This is a genomic window from Wolbachia endosymbiont of Frankliniella intonsa (genome assembly GCF_029856955.1).
Taxonomy (GTDB): domain Bacteria; phylum Pseudomonadota; class Alphaproteobacteria; order Rickettsiales; family Anaplasmataceae; genus Wolbachia.
This window is the reverse complement of the sequence record NZ_CP097148.1, coordinates 55,673-74,234: the sequence shown is the minus strand read 5'-3', so window position 1 is coordinate 74,234 and position 18,562 is coordinate 55,673. Positions and strand designations below refer to the sequence as shown.

21 protein-coding genes are annotated in these 18,562 nt (G+C 34.2%); 16 read left to right on the top strand and 5 right to left on the bottom strand.

Annotation, left to right across the window (positions count from 1 at the left end):
• Positions 1 to 81 precede the first annotated feature (81 nt).
• Both M3L71_RS00480 and M3L71_RS00475 read left to right on the top strand, forming a co-directional pair.
• A complete protein-coding gene (locus tag M3L71_RS00480; protein ID WP_280143686.1) occupies positions 82 to 1,275 on the top strand; it encodes a pyridoxal phosphate-dependent aminotransferase in 1,194 nt (397 codons plus the stop codon).
• Positions 1,276 to 1,323: 48 nt separating this feature from the next.
• Complete coding sequence (locus M3L71_RS00475; protein WP_280143685.1) at positions 1,324 to 1,641, top strand: DMT family transporter; 318 nt, start codon at positions 1,324 to 1,326, stop codon at positions 1,639 to 1,641.
• A gap of 16 nt (positions 1,642 to 1,657) precedes the next feature.
• On the opposite strand, the gene M3L71_RS00470 is transcribed toward M3L71_RS00475, so the two are convergent.
• Positions 1,658 to 2,170, bottom strand: coding sequence for a hypothetical protein (locus M3L71_RS00470; protein WP_280143684.1), 513 nt, complete (start codon positions 2,168 to 2,170; stop codon positions 1,658 to 1,660).
• A 419-nt stretch (positions 2,171 to 2,589) separates the two neighbouring features.
• Here M3L71_RS00470 and M3L71_RS00465 point away from each other — a divergent pair, with 419 nt between their 5' ends.
• From M3L71_RS00465 to M3L71_RS00415, 11 genes are all read left to right on the top strand, one after another.
• Entirely contained in the window at positions 2,590 to 3,825 is a 1,236-nt protein-coding gene (locus M3L71_RS00465; protein ID WP_280143683.1) for an MFS transporter, read from the top strand.
• Positions 3,797 to 5,074, top strand: coding sequence for a serine hydroxymethyltransferase (gene glyA / locus M3L71_RS00460; protein ID WP_280143682.1), 1,278 nt, complete (start codon positions 3,797 to 3,799; stop codon positions 5,072 to 5,074). The genes M3L71_RS00465 and glyA overlap by 29 nt, the downstream gene beginning before the upstream one ends.
• Before the next feature lie 88 nt (positions 5,075 to 5,162).
• On the top strand, positions 5,163 to 6,350 hold the full coding sequence (locus M3L71_RS00455; protein WP_280144069.1) for a phosphoglycerate kinase: 1,188 nt from the start codon (positions 5,163 to 5,165) through the stop codon (positions 6,348 to 6,350).
• Positions 6,351 to 6,399: 49 nt separating this feature from the next.
• Entirely contained in the window at positions 6,400 to 7,227 is an 828-nt protein-coding gene (locus M3L71_RS00450) for an EndoU domain-containing protein (RefSeq protein WP_458695215.1), read from the top strand.
• 74 nt (positions 7,228 to 7,301) lie between these two features.
• A complete protein-coding gene (locus tag M3L71_RS00445) occupies positions 7,302 to 7,961 on the top strand; it encodes an N-acetylmuramoyl-L-alanine amidase (RefSeq protein ID WP_280143680.1) in 660 nt (219 codons plus the stop codon).
• A gap of 48 nt (positions 7,962 to 8,009) precedes the next feature.
• A complete protein-coding gene (locus M3L71_RS00440) occupies positions 8,010 to 8,387 on the top strand; it encodes an IS630 transposase-related protein (RefSeq protein WP_280143348.1) in 378 nt (125 codons plus the stop codon).
• Complete coding sequence (locus M3L71_RS00435) at positions 8,366 to 8,941, top strand: IS630 family transposase (protein ID WP_349292714.1); 576 nt, start codon at positions 8,366 to 8,368, stop codon at positions 8,939 to 8,941. Before M3L71_RS00440 ends, M3L71_RS00435 begins: the two co-directional genes overlap by 22 nt.
• A 286-nt stretch (positions 8,942 to 9,227) precedes the next feature.
• The gene (locus M3L71_RS00430) at positions 9,228 to 9,443 is read left to right on the top strand and encodes a hypothetical protein (protein WP_108784357.1); all 216 of its coding nucleotides are present in this window, start codon (positions 9,228 to 9,230) and stop codon (positions 9,441 to 9,443) included.
• A complete protein-coding gene (locus tag M3L71_RS00425) occupies positions 9,434 to 9,709 on the top strand; it encodes a type II toxin-antitoxin system RelE family toxin (protein WP_264377482.1) in 276 nt (91 codons plus the stop codon). Before M3L71_RS00430 ends, M3L71_RS00425 begins: the two co-directional genes overlap by 10 nt.
• 295 nt (positions 9,710 to 10,004) lie before the next feature.
• Positions 10,005 to 10,232 (top strand): hypothetical protein, encoded by a 228-nt coding sequence (locus tag M3L71_RS00420; protein WP_280143679.1) that lies wholly within the window; start codon positions 10,005 to 10,007, stop codon positions 10,230 to 10,232.
• 655 nt (positions 10,233 to 10,887) lie between these two features.
• On the top strand, positions 10,888 to 11,289 hold the full coding sequence (locus tag M3L71_RS00415) for a hypothetical protein (protein ID WP_280143678.1): 402 nt from the start codon (positions 10,888 to 10,890) through the stop codon (positions 11,287 to 11,289).
• Here the strand turns inward: M3L71_RS00415 and trhO are convergent.
• Positions 11,286 to 12,131 (bottom strand): oxygen-dependent tRNA uridine(34) hydroxylase TrhO, encoded by an 846-nt coding sequence (gene trhO, locus M3L71_RS00410; protein ID WP_280143677.1) that lies wholly within the window; start codon positions 12,129 to 12,131, stop codon positions 11,286 to 11,288. The two genes, M3L71_RS00415 and trhO, sit on opposite strands and share 4 nt — an antisense overlap.
• 130 nt (positions 12,132 to 12,261) lie before the next feature.
• On the opposite strand from trhO, the gene M3L71_RS00405 reads away from it, so the two are divergent.
• The gene (locus tag M3L71_RS00405) at positions 12,262 to 13,860 is read left to right on the top strand and encodes an ABC transporter permease (protein WP_280143676.1); all 1,599 of its coding nucleotides are present in this window, start codon (positions 12,262 to 12,264) and stop codon (positions 13,858 to 13,860) included.
• Positions 13,861 to 14,062: 202 nt separating this feature from the next.
• Here the strand turns inward: M3L71_RS00405 and apaG are convergent, their stop codons facing one another.
• Positions 14,063 to 14,467 (bottom strand): Co2+/Mg2+ efflux protein ApaG, encoded by a 405-nt coding sequence (gene apaG / locus M3L71_RS00400; protein WP_010402892.1) that lies wholly within the window; start codon positions 14,465 to 14,467, stop codon positions 14,063 to 14,065.
• 106 nt (positions 14,468 to 14,573) lie between these two features.
• On the opposite strand from apaG, the gene M3L71_RS00395 reads away from it, so the two are divergent.
• On the top strand, positions 14,574 to 15,650 hold the full coding sequence (locus M3L71_RS00395) for a 5-(carboxyamino)imidazole ribonucleotide synthase (RefSeq protein ID WP_280144067.1): 1,077 nt from the start codon (positions 14,574 to 14,576) through the stop codon (positions 15,648 to 15,650).
• Between the two features lies 1 nt (position 15,651).
• On the opposite strand, the gene M3L71_RS00390 is transcribed toward M3L71_RS00395, so the two are convergent.
• Positions 15,652 to 16,674, bottom strand: a complete 1,023-nt coding sequence (locus M3L71_RS00390) for an aspartate-semialdehyde dehydrogenase (RefSeq protein WP_280143675.1) — start codon at positions 16,672 to 16,674, stop codon at positions 15,652 to 15,654.
• Positions 16,675 to 16,812: 138 nt separating this feature from the next.
• Between M3L71_RS00390 and M3L71_RS00385 the strand changes: the two genes are divergently transcribed.
• Positions 16,813 to 17,238, top strand: coding sequence for a hypothetical protein (locus M3L71_RS00385; RefSeq protein ID WP_280143674.1), 426 nt, complete (start codon positions 16,813 to 16,815; stop codon positions 17,236 to 17,238).
• Positions 17,239 to 17,266: 28 nt separating this feature from the next.
• On the opposite strand, the gene M3L71_RS00380 is transcribed toward M3L71_RS00385, so the two are convergent.
• Entirely contained in the window at positions 17,267 to 18,553 is a 1,287-nt protein-coding gene (locus M3L71_RS00380) for an APC family permease (protein WP_280143673.1), read from the bottom strand.
• Between the last annotated feature and the right edge of the window lie 9 nt (positions 18,554 to 18,562).

The following is an 18,562-nucleotide window of genomic DNA, read 5'->3' as shown; positions in this document are numbered from 1 at the left end:
CCAACCTTTATGTAAAATAATAAAATTTCTAGCTTTTTTGTTGTGTAGAGTTTATCATTTTTATTTAACTTTAGTGAGATTATGTCAGACCTTGCAAAGAGGATGTCTCTGATAAAACCGTCCCCTACAATTGCTGTGACCGATAAGGCAAACAGATTAAAAAGCGAAGGAAAGAAAATTTGCGTTTTAGCTGCGGGAGAGCAGGATTTTGACACTCCAGATCATATAAAAAAGGCAGCTATTCAATCGATAAATGAAGGCAAAACTAAATATACTGCTGTTGATGGAACGCATGAGCTTAAAGAGGCGATAATCAATAAGTTAAAAAGGGATAACAATCTAGAATATACACTGAACCAAATTTGTGTCGGCGCAGGCGCTAAGCAGGTGTTATTCAACTTATTTATGGCAACAATTGACCCTGGAGATGAGGCTATAATACCAGCTCCTTATTGGGTTTCGTATGTTGATATGGTAAATCTTTTTGGCGGACTGCCAGTTGTTGTAGAGTGCAAGCAAAACTTTAAGCTGACACCAGAATTACTGAAGAGCAAGATAACTAAGAAAACTAAATGGTTAATTCTTAATTCACCGAACAATCCAGCAGGAATTGTCTATACATATGATGAATTGAAAAGCATAGCGCAAGTATTGCTTGAATATCAACATGTAAATATTGTTACAGATGATATTTATGAGCACATAGTATACGATGAAAAGTTTTTTACCATTGCTCAGGTTGAGCCAAAGCTTTACGATAGGGTTTTTGTGGTCAATGGAGTATCAAAAGCCTATGCAATGACTGGCTGGAGAATAGGTTATATTGCAGGTAGGAGTGATATAGTAAAAGCTATTTCTACACTGCAGTCTCAAAGTACTTCTAACCCAAATTCAATAGCACAAGCAGCAGCAGTTGAAGCGTTAAACGGTGATCATAGTTTTTTGAAAGAAAGAACAAAAATCTTTAAGGATCGTAGAGATTTTGTAGTAAAAAAGCTAAATTCTGCTTCAGGATTGTCAGTATCTATTCCGCAGGGTGCATTCTATTTGTTTGTCTCATGTGAAGGTTTATTGGGTAAGAGTACGAAAAGTGGTAAAGTAATAAATAGTGATCTTGATTTTGCCGAATATTTATTAGAAGATCATTTAGTTGCTGTTGTTCCAGGAATTGCATTTGGTCTGAAAAATTTTATCAGAATTTCTTATGCAACCTCTCAGGAACAATTAGAAATTGGATGTGATAGTATTACTAAAGCATGCGAAATGCTAAGTTAACTTTTTAATATTCCTATATATAATATTTCAGTAAGATAGAGTTGATTTATGGCTTGGGTGTATTTGCTATTAGCTGGTTTGGTTGAAATAATATGGACCACAGCACTGAAATATAGCAATGGCTTTACTCGTGTTATACCTGTAGTAATTATTTTAGTTAGCGGTTCTGTGAGTCTTTACTGGCTATCGTTATCAATGAAGTCTATTCCTCTTGGAACATCTTATGCAGTTTGGACTGGTATAGGTTCTATAGGTGCATCGATAATAGGAATAATGTTTTTTAATGAACCAGTAAATTTTGGGCGTTTATTTTCCCTTGCTTTGGTAGTGCTGGGTATTATAGGATTAAAAGTATTTTCCAATTAGGAAAAGTTAAGTATGTCTATTTTACCATCTCAGGACTTTCTACTAAAGTTTCCTTGGATTTTTCGGTTCTTGAAGAGGGCATTCCTATTGATTTGGCAAGTACCTTTCTAATGTTCAATATTTCATTTTTCTCATTTTGTTGAGTTAAGTTAATGTCGTTTATTTTATTCACTAAATCTTTTCCTTCCTTTAAAATTTTTAAATCGCTTTCGTTGATATGATGTTCATTTTTAAATTTTGCAACGATTTCTTTCTTTTTTGGATGAGTATTCAGAAATTCTAATATCTGATTTTTAACAACAGCTTGAATAAATTTCTTATCGTGAAATATTGAATTGTTATGTAGTTCTTCTAGGCTTTTATCATATTGTTTTGCTTCGTTTACAGTAAGTTTTATTATTTCTTCTATGCTGTTTAAAAGTTCCCTGTACAACTTGTCGTATCTATTGCCTGTGTGTGCGGCAAATGTTTGTTCAATGTATTTTGTTGTGTAGTTTTGTAGTGTGTTGTCTGCTGTGTTTATGTTCATTCACTCACCTTGCTTTTATATTATATTTTACACACGAAAAGGTTAATATTTAGTTAAATGCAGCGTTTCTGATACTGAATTTCATTGAAAATTATATTATTTAAGATATAGTTACTGTCATGAAATAAAATCGTAAGTAAAATGAGCTTTATAAAAAAAATAGATTCTCTACTAAGAAAGACAATTGTTTATATAGCAAGGATCAAAAATAGTAAAATCATAAACGTTCTTATCATCTGTGGTGTAATTTTTTTCATATATCTTATTCATGAGCCAGTTATAGATATGCTGAAAGGTATTATGAATAAAATAAAGGGTCTCTTTTAAAAAATATCCTCAGAGTTGGAGTAGATATTTACAAAAGTGTTGCTCCTTGCTGATAAAATACCTATAATTCCCTTTTTTAGGTAATATTAGAATTGCAGAGAAATTTTTTCATATGGTTGCTAGCATCACTATTTTATGCATACCAGTATATATTGCGTGTAATTCCAAATATAATTGCGCCTGAATTAATAACAAAATTTAACATAAGTATTACAGATGTTGGTCAATTTGGTGGGCTATATTATATAGGCTATACGCTTGCTCATATACCTGTTGGTCTTGCCCTTGATAGATTTGGGCCAAAGTTTGTTTTACCTGCGTGTATTGTCTTAACATTTGCTGGAACATTACCACTAATATGCTTTGATGAGTGGTATTACTCAATACTTGGTAGAATGATTGTTGGAGTTGGGTCATCTGCTTCGGCAATTGGGCTCTTTAAAGTTGCAAGTATGTATTTCTCACAAGAAAAATCAGCAAGGATGGCTAGTTTATCTATAATAATAGGGTTACTGGGAGCTATTTATGGTGGATTACCTCTAGACTTTTTGCTCAATAAATTTGGTTGGAATTATGTTATATACACTTTCTCAGCATTTGGTTGTTTACTTGCTCTGCTATTGCTTTTAATAACGCCAAACAGTAACATAGAGGAGAGTAGAAATGATAACATACTTCAAGATTTAAAGACTGTACTTTTCAATAAACATATCATTCTCATCAGCTTTTTTGGTGGCTTAATGGTTGGACCACTAGAAGGTTTTGCTGATGGTTGGGCGAAAGCGTTCTTATGTGAAGCATATCAAATGACGGGAGATTTGGCGTCTTCACTTTCCTCTCTCATGTTCATAGGCATGGGGGCTGGATCATTCTTTCTCGCTTATTTACTGGAGAAGTATCCAGACAAACATTACGAGGTGATTATTGCGTGTTCTTTTGCAATGATCGCTAGCTTTCTTTTGCTTTTTACACAAATTGGCGGTTTATATATTGCATTACCTACACTTCTTGTTATCGGCTTTGCATCTGGGTATCAGGTAATTACTATTTACAAGGCAATAAGTTATGTAAACAATAACTTGGTAGGCTTAGCCACAGCCATATCAAACATGATAGTTATGGTTTTTGGCTATTTTTTTCATACTGGAATTGCAAAAATAATAGACTTATGTTGGAATGGAACGGTAATACAAGGAAATCCTGTGTATGGTACTCAGTTACTAGTAAAAGCAATATCAATTATTCCTGTATGTTTGCTTTTGGCTGTTTTTGGATTTATGTGGTTAAGGAAAAGGTCTTATGACAATTGCTTCAGAAAGGATTTGTAACTCTGAAAATAATTTAAAGTCTTTTGATAATGAAGTTTATCTCTCTATAGAGAAGGAACTGCAGCGTCAAAGATCGCAGTTGCAATTGATTGCATCGGAGAATTTTGCAAGTAAAGCAGTGATGGAAGTACAGGGTTCTTTTCTGACTAATAAATATGCAGAAGGTTATCCTGGTAAAAGATATTACTGTGGCTGTGAGTATGTAGATGAAGTTGAAAATCTGGCTATAGAAAGGCTTTGTAAGCTATTTGGTGTTAAATTTGCAAATGTTCAACCTCATTCTGGTTCTCAGGCAAATCAAGCAGTGTTTGCTTCACTGCTTGCTCCGGGTGATACAATACTTGGATTGTCACTGAACTGCGGTGGACATTTAACTCATGGTGCAGCACCAAACCTTTCTGGTAAGTGGTTTAAGTCGATTCAGTATACAGTTAATAGAGACACTTACCTGCTTGATATGGATGAGGTGGAAAGGCTAGCTCTGGAGCATAAACCAAAATTAATTATTGCTGGTGCTTCTGCTTATCCAAGAAAAATAGATTTCGAGCGCTTTCGTGAAATTGCGAATAAAGTTGGTGCATATCTGCTTGCAGATATTGCTCACTATTCAGGGCTTATTGCTGCAGGTTGTTACCCATCACCTGCCAAATATGCGCATATTATAACTTCTACAACTCACAAGACTCTACGTGGTCCTCGTGGTGGAGTGGTAATGACAAATGATGAAGCATTACATAAAAAAATTCAGTCTGCAGTTTTTCCAGGATTGCAAGGTGGGCCACTTATGCATGTGATAGCTGCAAAAGCTGTTGCATTTAAGGAAGCATTAACGCCAGAGTTTAAAACTTATAGTAAAAAAGTTGTAGAAAATGCAAAAGTGTTAGCTCAAGCGCTGCAAGAACATGGACTTGACATTATAAGTGGCGGCACTGACTCTCATATAGTGCTAGTTGATTTAAGATCACGGAAATTGACTGGAAAAGACGTTGTGAATAGCCTTGAAAGAGCTGGCATTACCTGTAATAAAAATTCTGTGCCATTTGACACAGAAAAACCGACCATTACCTCAGGGCTCCGTTTTGGTACTGCTGCTGAGACAACTCGAGGACTTGAGAAAGAAGATTTTAGAGAAGTAGCTAATCTAATAAATGAAGTAATTCAGGGGTTAATTGATGGAAATAGCCCTGATATTGAAAGAGCAGTAAAAAATAAAGTTGAAAGTATTTGTAGTAATTTTCCTATTTATTAATTTATTTGGCATTTAAGATCCCTTCATTTGTATACTTTGCTTTGGGTTAAACTATTATATAGTAACTTTATAGCTCTTTAATTTTATGATAAATGTACCTAGCATAGAGAGTTGTGATTTTCACAATAAAAATGTTCTACTCAGGGTCGACTTCAATGTTCCTATAAAAAATGAAAGAATTTGTGATACCACTCGTATTTTGAGAGCTCTACCTACCATTCAATATTTAGTAAATGCAGGTGCAAAAGTTATTATTATCTCACATTTTGGGCGTCCAAAAGCAAAAGACAGTAACCTATCGCTAAAAAACGTAGTCGAAACTTTATCGCAGCTGATGAGTAAAGAAGTGAAATTTATTGATGATTGTATTGGTGAGAGAGTACAAAGAGCAATAAATGCGATAGATAGAGGAGATATAATATTACTAGAGAATCTTAGATTCTATAAAGAAGAAGAACAGAATGACTCAAGTTTTGCTAAACAATTAGCATCTCTAGCAGATATATATGTCAATGATGCGTTTTCTTGCTCTCACAGAGCTCATGCTTCTATTTCACGCATCACAGAATTTTTACCTTCCTACGCGGGATTCTGCTTGCAAGATGAGCTAAAGTATCTTGAGCAAGCCATATCGTTTAACGCTAAACCTATTACTGCGATAGTTGGTGGAGCTAAAATATCCACTAAAATAAAAATGCTTATAAAACTAGCAGAAAAGGTTGATTACCTTATTCTGGGTGGCGCAATTGCTAATAATTTTTTGTTATTTAATAAAGTTAATATAGGTAAGTCTTTTTTTCAAAATGCTGTTGATGATCTTCTGCACGATATTGTTGAGACAGCAAATAAAAACAACTGCAAAATAGTTGTGCCAGAAGACGTTTTGGTTGCAGTAAATTCTGATTATAGCACTAGTATTTTAAGAAAAACCGAATCCGTTTTGGATGATGATATAATTTTAGATATCGGACCTCAAACTTTAAGCACAATAAGCTGTATAATAGCAAGCAGTAAAACTCTGCTGTGGAACGGACCTATTGGTGTTTTTGAACATTCATCTTTTGCAAATGGTACAGTAGAGGTGATGAGAGTAGTAAGTGATTTGACACACGAAGGAAAATTAACCAGTGTAATAGGAGGAGGAGATAGTCTATCTGCAATAAATACTGCAGGTCTTGCCGATAAAGATTTTACATATATTTCAACTGGTGGGGGAGCGTTTTTAAGTTGGCTAAGTGGTGATGAGATGCCAGGACTGCGATCAACATTAGATTAAAACTTTTTTAAGTTGTTGCTTATACCCTAGCTTCTTTATGAATATTATTATGTCGAAAATAGCTAAGTTAATCTTGTGCTTAATAATACCAGTAATAGGATTTGTTTTTTACATTAAGGAGCATTATCTCAATGATGCAAATTCACACATTGGCTTTGAGCCGTTTTTCAAAACAGATTCTTCAGATCCAGACTATATTCCACCACTTCCAGAGCTGACTGATTTTGATAGAGGAGTATTAAGGGTTTGTGGAGATTGGGGAACATACCCTGATGAAGAAGATTTTAGAATTTTGCTCGATTGTCCGCAGCATCAAGAAGTGGTGAAAAGGATATACGATAAGCTTGATCATCAAGTGGCTACACCAAATGCAGGCTTGGGGTTATTTAAAGATGAATTGACTAAGATTTGGTTTACAAATAGCGGAGTTGAGAAAGAAACTATAGGATTTGGACATATTTTTTGTGGTGAACCAGATAGATTGGGACTTGGTGGTATGCATTTTGTAGGTAGATATGTTGAAGCTCAAGAAAATAAGTGGGCGGGTGCAATTTGGGGTAATAAATCTCTGTGCAATAAATTAGATATTAAGCCACCTGTTTACACGTTTGGAATGAAATACTTAGGTAAGCGTGGAGAAGTAAAAGTTAAGTGCCCAAATGGGTATGCACATAACCTTCATGCTGATGATATTTTAGTTTCTGCAACTAAGGCGTTTAAGGAATTGGGAGAAGATGGAATGTGTCTGTATAAAATGGAAGATGCCAATTATCAATCAGTGTTTGTGAGAAAGAATGACGCTATACTTACGTTCTATCCTGACTTAACACCAAAATGTAATGATAAAAGTACTAATTGTAGCTGTAGCAAGCCTTGATTAGCTGAAAAAAAGTAAACATTTTATGCGTATTATGTTAATTTAGTTATATTGTGGGCAATTTGTAAAGCTCCATGAGACTTATAGTAAGAAAATGTTTGTCTGTTTTATTTCTGTTGCTGCTTGTAGCGCCTCTTGTATATGGACAGCAATCTTGCTTAATTGATATCGAGAACGATTTTCAAGATTTGAAAACATCATTAAAAAATCCAATATTTTTAGATCCTGCGTCAAATTCAAATTATGATGATAGGGAAGGCAAAAAAGTGTTGATGGTGGTGCATCATACCGAATCACCAACATTAAAAAGCACAAAATGCGCATTAAATTCTTCAGGTATATCAGTACAGCTTATTGTTGATAGGGATGGTAGCATTACTATGATGGTTCCACTCGAAAAACGAGCGTGGCATGCTGGTATAAGTTATGCGAAAGTTCAATTAGATAATGTGATTGAAGAGCTACGAAAACTGAATGATTATTCTATAGGTATAGAGATTGTAAACACAGGGCTTGAGCCTTTTCCAGAAGAGCAAATGAAATCTGTCAAAGATCTGATTTTGTACCTCATGAAGCGCTTTAAGATTAGAAAAGATATGATATTTAGTCACGCTGAAATAGGTAATATAGTATATAACTCAGCAATTGAAGGCTACGCAATGCGTAAACCTGACCCACATAAGTTGTTTGATTGGGAGTTATTGGAGAGAAATGGCATTGGACTGCATATATAGTATTTCCCAAAGCAAATGATAAAGGTATAACAAAGTATTTGAGTTATAATGGCATATAGTGTGGATTTAAGGGAAAAGGCAGTATTGATGATAGAAAAAGGGAAGACAAAGGTTGAGATAGCAGAGCTCATGGAGATAGGAATAGCAACTCTGTACCGCTGGTTAAAAAAGAAAGCTGCTGGTGAAAGCTTAAAGCCATCTAAAAACGGTAGCTTTATTCGAAAAATAGACCCAAAAATACTCGAAGAATATGTTACAAAGAATCCAGATCATACTCTGGCAGAGATGAAACAAAATCTTGGATTTGGAATAAATTCAATTTGGTATAGACTAAAACAGCTAAAAATTACTTTAAAAAAGTCACACTATATCAAGAGCGCAATCAAGAAGATAGGCAGCAATTTATTGATAAAATCTCAAAAATAGAACATTCCAGCATCTTATATATAGATGAAGCAGGAGTTGATAATAAGTTATACCGAGAATATGGACGTGCTCCAAGAGGAAAGAAAATTTATGCAGATATTCCAGGGAGAACTCGAGAGAGAATCAGTATAGTAGCCGGGTGGATTGGAATGAGATTTATTGCACCAATGACTTTCAAAGGTGGGTGTGAAAAAGAGGTATTCAATATATTGTTGGAGAAGATGTTATTACCTAAATTGCCACTTGGCACAACCATAGTTATGGATAATGCTACATTTCATAAGACCACTAAAACAAAATCATTAATAGAGTCTTTTGGCTTTCATGTGCTGTATCTTCCAACATATTCACCAGATTTGAATCCCATAGAACACTGTTGGCATACCATCAAAAGCCGCCTCAGACCTCTAATGTATAAATGTACAGACTTACAACTTTTGGTTGGTAATACCATAATGGAAATTTATCCATTCATTTTAGAAAATACTATAACTCCAATATTTTCTAATGTACTCTTTATGTCACTAGCTTGTGAAGAATATTCAGAACTCTGAGATTTCTCTGGAGCTTTGAATATATTATCTCCCCACCTTCCTGAATTTGTAGCAACAATACCTCTTTGTAAATTTCCTAACATAATATTCTCCTTAATTAAAAAATTAACATAATTATAACATATAAGCATTAATATGCTATTAATAGCATATTAATGCTTTCCAATACAGTTTTCACGAAAGTTAAAACAAATTATACAGCCCTCCTTCCTCTTCACCTTAACAATTCTTTATTGAAAAATTCAGAAAAATGTTGTATAATTATTAGTAGATTTCGGTAAAACTTATGGCAAACGCTAATTTAGCTTTCAGTAAAGAAACTTTACAGCATCTTGCTGAATTATCTGAACTTACTAAGCAACCTGCTCAAGCATTAGCAGAAAAACTACTTAAAGAAGCAATCGAGCTTGAAATTGAAGATTTTTTAGTGTCTAAAATTTCTGATGAGCGTGATGTTGAAGGTGCAGAAACAGTCGATTTTGAAGATATTAAGTGGGATTAGAGCATTATAAAGTTAAGTCTCTCAAAAGTGTTGTTGAGAGAGATTTACCAAATCTTCAAAAAACAATAAGGCTAAGAATCCAAAAGGCTATAAAAGAACGTCTTACAGTTGATCCAATAAACCTCGGTGAACCATTACACCACAGCTTAAAAGGACGTAGAAGGTTAAGAGTTGTTGAATATCGTATAATTTATAGAGTAAATCAATTAGAACAAATAGTAACTATCACAGAGATAGGACATAGATGTGATATTTATAAAAAATAAATATAAACATTAAATATACATTATACAGCCCTTCTTCCTGATCCATTCTTCCGATATAATTCTTTATTGAAAATTTCAGGAAAATGTTGTATAATTATGCAGTAGTATACCTTGGTAACACTTATGGCTGATTCAAGCATTAATATTAGTGAAAAAGTTTAAAAAAACCTTGCTCGTCTCGCTAAAGTAAAGAATCAATCAGCTCAAGAGCTAGCAGAGCAGTTTATACAAGAAGCAATTGAAAATGAAGAAGATATGGCAATAGCCAAACTCGCTATTCAACGTGACACTCGAAATGCAAAATTCATCAGGCATGAAGACATCAACTAGTGATAAGTATTTAATCTGCTATGAGGAAAATGTAGTTCACAAAGACATTACAAACCTTCCAAAGACAATATGGTCAAGGATAAAAGAAATTGTAAAAGAGCGTCTTACACTTTCTCCTAAAAAGGCAGGAGATCCTTTACTTGGTGAGATCGTAGAATACGATCTGGTGATTGTCGTATGGTTTATAGAATAAGTAAATTAGAACGTACAGTAATAATTACTGCAATAGAGCATAGAGAATACATCTATAAAAGTTAGAACCTTCCTATAAGCATAGTATATTTCATTATACAGCCCTTCTTCCTCTTCACCTTAGGTGGCTTGCTCAGCTCAAAAAATAACTCATTTTTTGCTATAACCCTATAATTTTACTACTCTACAGACTATAAAATCGACGCTAATAACGAATTAGAGATAAACGTTGCAAAGAATCGCAGTGGCTCAACCGGAAAGGTTACAGTAAGTTAATACTGGAAGGATATTAGTATGGAGCCTCAGACTCGTAAATGTCTTTTCTGTGTTTTATTGAAACACTTCATACTTTTCAGCATTTACATGATACGATAATCGCCAGTTCTCAGTCTTCTGTATCCTTTGAGTTTGTAACAAAACGATTCACCAAAATCAATTCGATTAACTGTAAGTCGCTCTTTTACTATCTCTTCAACTCTTAACTTTATTGTTTTTGGAAAAGCTCTTCTTACCAACATTTTTCAGGAATTTAATCTTATAGCGCTTTAGTACCACCTATAGTGGTAAGATTATCTACTTATTCTTATATGGGAATTTACCAATTGTTAAGATGCTCAGTGTAATAAAAACATATTCTAATAGTATGGAAAAATAAAATGATACCTGAAAAATCTATAAAAAATGGCGTTATATATTTACATAATTTTCGTAACAACACAATAGATGAGCTTATCAATTGTTTAAAAACAAGAAACGATATCAAAGAATTTGCTTTTGAAGATGATGATACTGATCATAGTATACAATATAGAAAAGGTAGAAATATTAGTAATAATATGAAACTTAGGTGCAGAGGTGCAGGAATTGGTTTAGTTGCTGGTCTAGTTGCAGCATGTTGTTTATGGCAAGAAACTTTAGCTCTTATTGGCGGTTCTGGTGTAGTGTTGATTGCATTTGCTATAGTTGGTGCTTTACTTGGAGCTGGAGCGGGCTATGTTGTAGGTAAATGCCTTGATAAAATTAAGGTTACAAATATGCAAAGAGAAATACATTGTTAAAGGTTCGTGTTGTATTCTGAATTTCTTTCAATACTTAAAGATTTACAATCAGAGCAAACTACCTGGCCACGTGGAACTGATTTCAGCTCATCAGTTGAAACTTTACTTGAGCAGAATATGCATTTTATTTTATCACTTGGGGCGAGTGAATGATCAACAGCAATTCTATCATCAAAAACAAAACACTCGCCTTCCCAATTACCACTTTTGTTGTGAGTTTTTTCAAGGTAGGAAAGAATACCGCCTTTAAGATGGTAAACATCTTTAAATCCAAGGCTTTTCATATATGCTGTAGATTTCTCACATCTGATTCCACCAGTACAGTACATAGCTACTTTCAGGTCTTTACTCTCAGAAAATGACTCTGCCCACTGAGGAAAATCGCGAAAACGCTGAGTGTGTGGATTGATTGCATTTTTAAACTTGCCTAGTTTTACTTCGTATTCATTTCGTGTGTCTATCACTAAAACATCAGATTGAGAGACAAAATCATCCCAATGCTCTGGATCAACGTACTGGCCTCTAACGGAAGTATCGAGATTACTTACACCAAGATTCACAATTTCTCTTTTTAATCTCACTTTCATCTTACTAAACGGTTGGTATCCTGCCACACTCTCTTTCCACGCAAGACCTTTTAACCTGTCATCAGAACGTAGAAAATCAAGTATTTTATCAATTGCGTTTCTTTCTCCAGATACAGTTGCATTAATACCCTCTTCTGCAAGGAGTATAGTGCCTTTTAATTCAACGTTGTCGCATGCAACTTTTATTTCATCTTTCATGTCATAATAATTAGAGAGTTTTACAAAATGATAGAAAGTTGCAATGACAAAACTCATAATTAATTAGTTTATCGATTTAAAACATAATATATAAAATTATGAAGATATTCAATAGGACGGCTGTTAATTACTGGATATCTTTAGTTTTTGCATATAACATTTTAATATCAAATATAGATTCAAGTTAATGTTTCTGAGAGTATTTAAAAATATATTCTTGTTTTTAGTAAGTGTATTATTTGTCTGCCCTATACTATCGTTAATATCGATTCTATTTACAGAATCAGCAAACTCTGGATGGGTAATTAGTAGACTTTTTCCTGAATATATACTCAATACGTTAATTTTGATGGTAGGAGTAGGGTTAATATCCTTTATATTTGGAGTAATTCCAGCTTGGCTTACTACATTTTTTTCGTTTCCCGGAAGTAGAATTTTTGAGATTGCCTTATTCTTTCCGATATCAATTCCTGGATATATAGTATCGTTTGTTTATGTAAATACGCTAGAGTTTTCAGGTCCGATTCAGAGCTTGTTAAGAGATACTTTTCAATTGGGCAAAGGTGACTATTGGTTTCCCGAGATCAAATCCCTAGGTGGTGGAATATTAGTAATGGGATTTAGTCTATATCCATACGTTTATATGTTGGTCCGCTCAAGTCTAAAGAGCGTTAGTAACTCAGTCACTATTGCATCAACACTTGGGTTCTCCTCATTACATAGTCTGTTTTCTGTCATCATACCCTCCATACGTCCATCAATTATAGCTGGGTTATCCTTGGTACTAATGGAAGTAATTACAGATTTCGGCACACCACAGTTTCTTGCTATCGATACTTTCACGACAGGAATATACCGTACTTGGTTTTTATTGCATGACAAATATTCAACTACTGTTTTGGCAGTTGCAGAACTGATTTTCGTTGCAACACTAATAGTTATCGAGAAAAAACTACAAAAAAGAGAAATATCTTACTCTTCAATCAATACTAATGCAGATTATCACAATAAACGTAGTATAAACGGTTCTATATCGTTGATCTTTTCTTATCTTATGTGTTTATTGCCGATATTAATAGGCTTTATTTTACCAATGATTCCACTTATATATTGGAGCATAGAGAAAGGCTTTTTCATATACGAAGCAAGATTTTACAATATAATATCAAATAGTGTTGGTTTATCATTTATTACCGCATTAATCTCAATTAGCATTGCGATAATTATTGGATATACAGCGCGTAGAAACAAGGTAATAAGCAACGTAGCACGTCTAATTTCTCTTGGATATGCAATTCCAAATGCAATTATTGCAATTAGCATAATAATGTTTTTAAGCAGAATATCTTCTTTCATTACTCAATATATTGTAGAAATTAGCTTGGTAGGAACTATTGGCGCATTAGTTTACTCATATTTATTTCGTTTTTTTGCTATATCTTTCAAGGCGATAGAGTCGGGACTCAAAAAAACACCAAATGAAATTGAATGGACTGCATATACTATGGGTCATGGGCCTATTTCCACGTGCCTGAATATTCATATTCCCCTTATCAAGAAAAGCATACTATCGGGATTTCTGCTCGTGTTTATGGATACGGTAAAAGAACTCACGGCAACACTAATTATCAGACCATTTAATTTTGAAACTATATCAACTAGAGTATATGAACTTGTCAGCGATGAGCGTTACAGAGAAGCTGCCCCATTTTCGTTAATGATAGTTATTATAGGTTTAACCTCTACAATAATCTTATTCACACTTGATGATAAGAATCAAAAATAAACTATTTTGCATCTGTTCAGCAGAGTAACAAAATAAGATAGACGAAAAAAGACAACTATAGAAGCAAATGGTCAGTGCTTTCGTGTTTATCAACTTAGTTGGATCTCAGTATCAGCTACTCGGATGACATTATGGAAGCTCAAATGACAAAACAAGAAGCGCTGGTTTCAGATGCACTTAAACAAATACACTATCTTGATGATCAATGAGGTCTAGTGTTAACGTATGGACTATCTAAGGAAAAGGGTGGTACCATAACATCAAAGGTTTTTATGCTCTCTTCGTTCAGAAATTCATATTTACCCTGCATTATTCCTGATGGTGTGTTTAAGTATGTTCCACTTGTATATTTGAATACCTCTCCAGATTTTATTACAGGTTGTTCTCCAATAACACCAACTCCAGCAATTTCATTTATTTTGCCCTTATGATCTATTATTCGCCAATAGCGACTTAATAATTGAATGGTTGATGAGCTTTTATTTTTTATCTTAACATTATACATCCATACGTAACAATTTTCATAAGGAATGGATTGCTCTTCAATGTAAATTGGCAAAACTGTAACTTCAACAGAATTAGTAATAAGTGTGTATTTCATGGTCATCGTAAAGTGTTCATGATAAAAATTTAACACACTTCAATTATACACTTTTTTCATAGATTTTCCAAGCATATTATCGTACTCTAACTAGGAAATATTAATCTACATGATGAACAAAACAGATCCACTGGATAAAAAAGTGATAGGAATAATAGGAAGTGGGCAATTAGGTAAAATGACTGCTATCGCTGCAATAAAACTTGGGCACAAAACGCATATTTTTGCCAGTGCTAAAAACGATCCATCTTGTTCTGTTGCTGATGATTTAACAATAGCAGACTTCTGTGATAAGAGGGCACTTGAATCTTTTGCACAGAGTGTGGATTTAGTCACTATTGAGTCTGAAAATATTCCATGTAGTGCAATTGATATTGTGTCGCTGCAAGCAGATTTTTATCCAGGCAAAAAGGCGTTACACATTTCGCAAAATAGGCTGAGAGAGAAAGATTTTATTAGAGATTTAAGCATAAAAACTGCTGATTACAAAAGTATACAAAATTATAATCAGCTACTAGAAAGTAGTGAAACTTTTATCTATCCAGTGAGGCTAAAAACAACAGAAATGGGTTATGATGGAAAAGGACAATATGTGATTGAAAATGATTCTGAACTGAAGCAATTTGCTTCCTTCGATTGGAATAAAGAGTACATTCTTGAAGCAAGTGTTGATTTACTGAAAGAGGTTTCAATAGTCGTTGCAAGAAATAAAAACGGTAAAGTAGCTTTTTTTCCTATAGCAGAGAATCACCACGTTGACGGAATACTTAATACTTCAATAGCACCAGCTAAAATAGATAATAAATTAGCCCAAGAGGTACAAAAAACTGCAAAGAAAATAGCAACTGCGCTTGATGTAATAGGAATTCTAGCTATTGAATTTTTCATCACTCAAAATCATGAATTACTAGTTAATGAACTGGCCCCAAGACCCCACAATTCTTGCCACTGGAGCTTGGATGCATGCAACGTTAGTCAATTCGAGCAGCTGGTGAGGGTAATATGCGGATTACCTATGCAGGAAGTAGTATTACGCTTTCCTTGCATGACAAAAAATATAATAGGTAATGATATATATAATTCTCACAAATATTTGAGCAACGAAAGAGCTAGTTTAACCATATATGGGAAAAAAGAGGTTAGGGACAAGCGTAAAATGGGACATGTCAATATAGATTTAAGTTATTGAGCTATAAATGCTCTTTGATCAAGATCTCCAAGATCTGCACTATATTTAGTGCTGCACCTTTGCGTAGATTATCAGCTACTATCCACATATTTAATCCGTGTTTAACGGTATCGTCTTGTCTAATACGCGATATGTATACGGCATCCTCTTGCACAACATCAATCTGAGTCATATATCCACCATCTTCGCGCTTATCTTTCACTAAAACTCCATCGTCTTCACTGAGCATTTCACGAGCTTCTTCTTCAGTTATATGCTGATCAAATTCTACATTTACTGCTATAGCATGACCAACAAGAACAGGCACTCGGACACAAGTTGCAGTTACTTTTATATCCTCTTCTAAAATTTTTTTTGTCTCCTCTTGCATTTTCCACTCCTCTTTTGTAGAACCATCTTCCATGAACTCTCCTATATGAGGAATGCAATTAAATGCTATTTGCTTAGGAAATATTTCAGGTTTTTTAGCTTCATTCATAAAGATTTTTTTTGTCTGATTGTAAAGCTCATCCATTGCTGCTTTACCTACACCAGAAGTTGATTGATAAGTTGAAGCAACGATTCTCTTTATTTTTGCTTTTTTGTGTAATAAATGTAATGCCAGCAACATTTGTATTGTAGTACAGTTTGGATTAGATATTATGTTATGGTTTTTATATTCCGTAATTTTATCTTTGTTGATCTCTGGAATAACTAGTGGCACGCCTTCTTTCATCCTAAAATAGGAAGTGTTATCTATCACAACGCACCCAGCCTCAGTTGCAATTGGTACGTATCTCTCAGAAACATGAGATTCTGCAGAGAAAATGGCTATATTAGTTCCAACGAAGTCATAATCCTCAAGGCATAAAACTGTTAACTCTTTGTCACCAAAACTCACCTTTTTCCCCTTTGATTTTTTCGATGCAAAAGCAACAACAGAATCTATCGAAAATTTTCCCTCTTTTTGAAACTCAGCAAGCATGGTCAATACCTCATATCCGACTCTTCCTGTTGCTCCAATAACTGCAATCTTACATCCCATATAAATAAACCTCTGATTTTAAAGCTATATTATATTTTTACTGATAAAATTTACAATTACTTTAATATTTTTACCTTGCAATTAACCATAATTTAGTTATAATTATAAGACACTAGTAATATTGCATGGTAGAATGAAATGAGTAAAAAACATGATGACACTAAGGTCAAACCTGCAGTATCTGCATTTCAAAAGCCTGAAAAAATCAATAGATTAGAGATTCAAAATGTTCTTTCGAAAAAAAGCAAGCCAGCGATAAATTTTGATGATAAAAAGTATGGTGTGAAAATTTCTAAGATAGACCATCATCTTTCAAACAAGAAGCAAGAATCTTTTGGATTAAGAGATTTTTTAAGTTCAATACCAATAATAGGAAGATCTTTAGTGAAAATTTTCACGCCTGAAAAAGAAGAGTATAAAAAACTGCAATCGCAAATAGGTCTTTCTAATAAAGCAAAAAATGAGATCTACATAGATAATAAACGCACAGAAGAAGTAGGTAGCAAACTTGAGAATGGTAATATTGAACAAGTAGATAAAGAGAAAAAAAATCTTGGCCCATAAATATTAACCATTTAAAGTGTATCTCTCACTACTGAATTTGTTGCACAGAAGTTTTGCAATACCAAAATAAATAAATGGGTATGCCACTTGCAGTGAACAGGCTCGAAGTCAGCAGAGTACCTACAGGGGTTTCTAATATCACCCAACAACAAAAGGTTGTTGCTATGCTACCAATTAAAAGCTTATAACAACTCCTCTCCTGTATAATAACCTTTACAAAGGCAAAACAGCACGCAAGATAAACGAACAAAAATGAAATTACAGAAAAGTCAATAATCGACGTAATCTGCTGGGCAAAATTGTTGTTTGAAGTGAGAATTAGTAAAATTGCAGTTCCAATTGAACTAACTGTTATTCCCCAAAAAGGAGAGCCATGCTTGTTCCTTTTAGCAAAGAATTTTGGCATTAGTCTATCTTCTGCAAGACCAAAAGCAACTTGTCCACTAGATAAAACCCAAGCGTTTAGACTGCCAACACAAAAAATGAATGCAACTATAGAAACAATTAAATGCCAATTACCAGAAAACATAATTTTTATCGCATCAACATATGGTGCTCTTGAACTTGCTAAATTGTTGCCATTGATCAATCCCATAATTGCAAAATTGTTGATAAAATATATAACAGCAACACAAACTGTGCCAAGCACCACAGCTTTTGGTATAGTTTTAGCTGGATTATCAACTGACCCTGCAGGCGCTGTTGCCAATTCAAGTCCAATAAAACACCATAAAGTAAGGAGTGTAGAGCGGGCAAGAATTTGCGATGTTGTAAGACTTAATATTTCTTCACTTATGATAAAATTATTTCTATCGAAAAAAAACAACGCTGCTACAGGTATTGCAAGCAATACAGCAACCTTCACAACCGTAAGCAGAAACTCAACGCGCCCTGCAGTGGCTATTCCCCTTAAATTTATTAATGTAATGATTGTAAATAACAACAGCTCTAAAAATAAACGCATACTTTTGATATCTTCATGGAAAAATGGTGTAAGATAGCCAACACCCACAACTATTAAAGCTGTTGTACTAACACATGAGATTACCCAATATGTCCAACCAACAAAGAACGCTGCAGCAGGACCAAAAGTATGTTTCACATAAACGTGAGGACCTCCTGTTTCTGGAAACTTTGCACATAGCGTAGCAAAAACTAGCGCAAGAGACACAGCACCAGCTCCTGATATCATCCAACTTATAAGGCTATAAGCGCCATATGGAGCAAGGCTAATTGGAAGCATAAAAACCCCAGAGCCGATCTGACTACTAATGACTAAAGCAAAAACAGCCCAAAAACCTATTTTATTTGACACAATACCTCT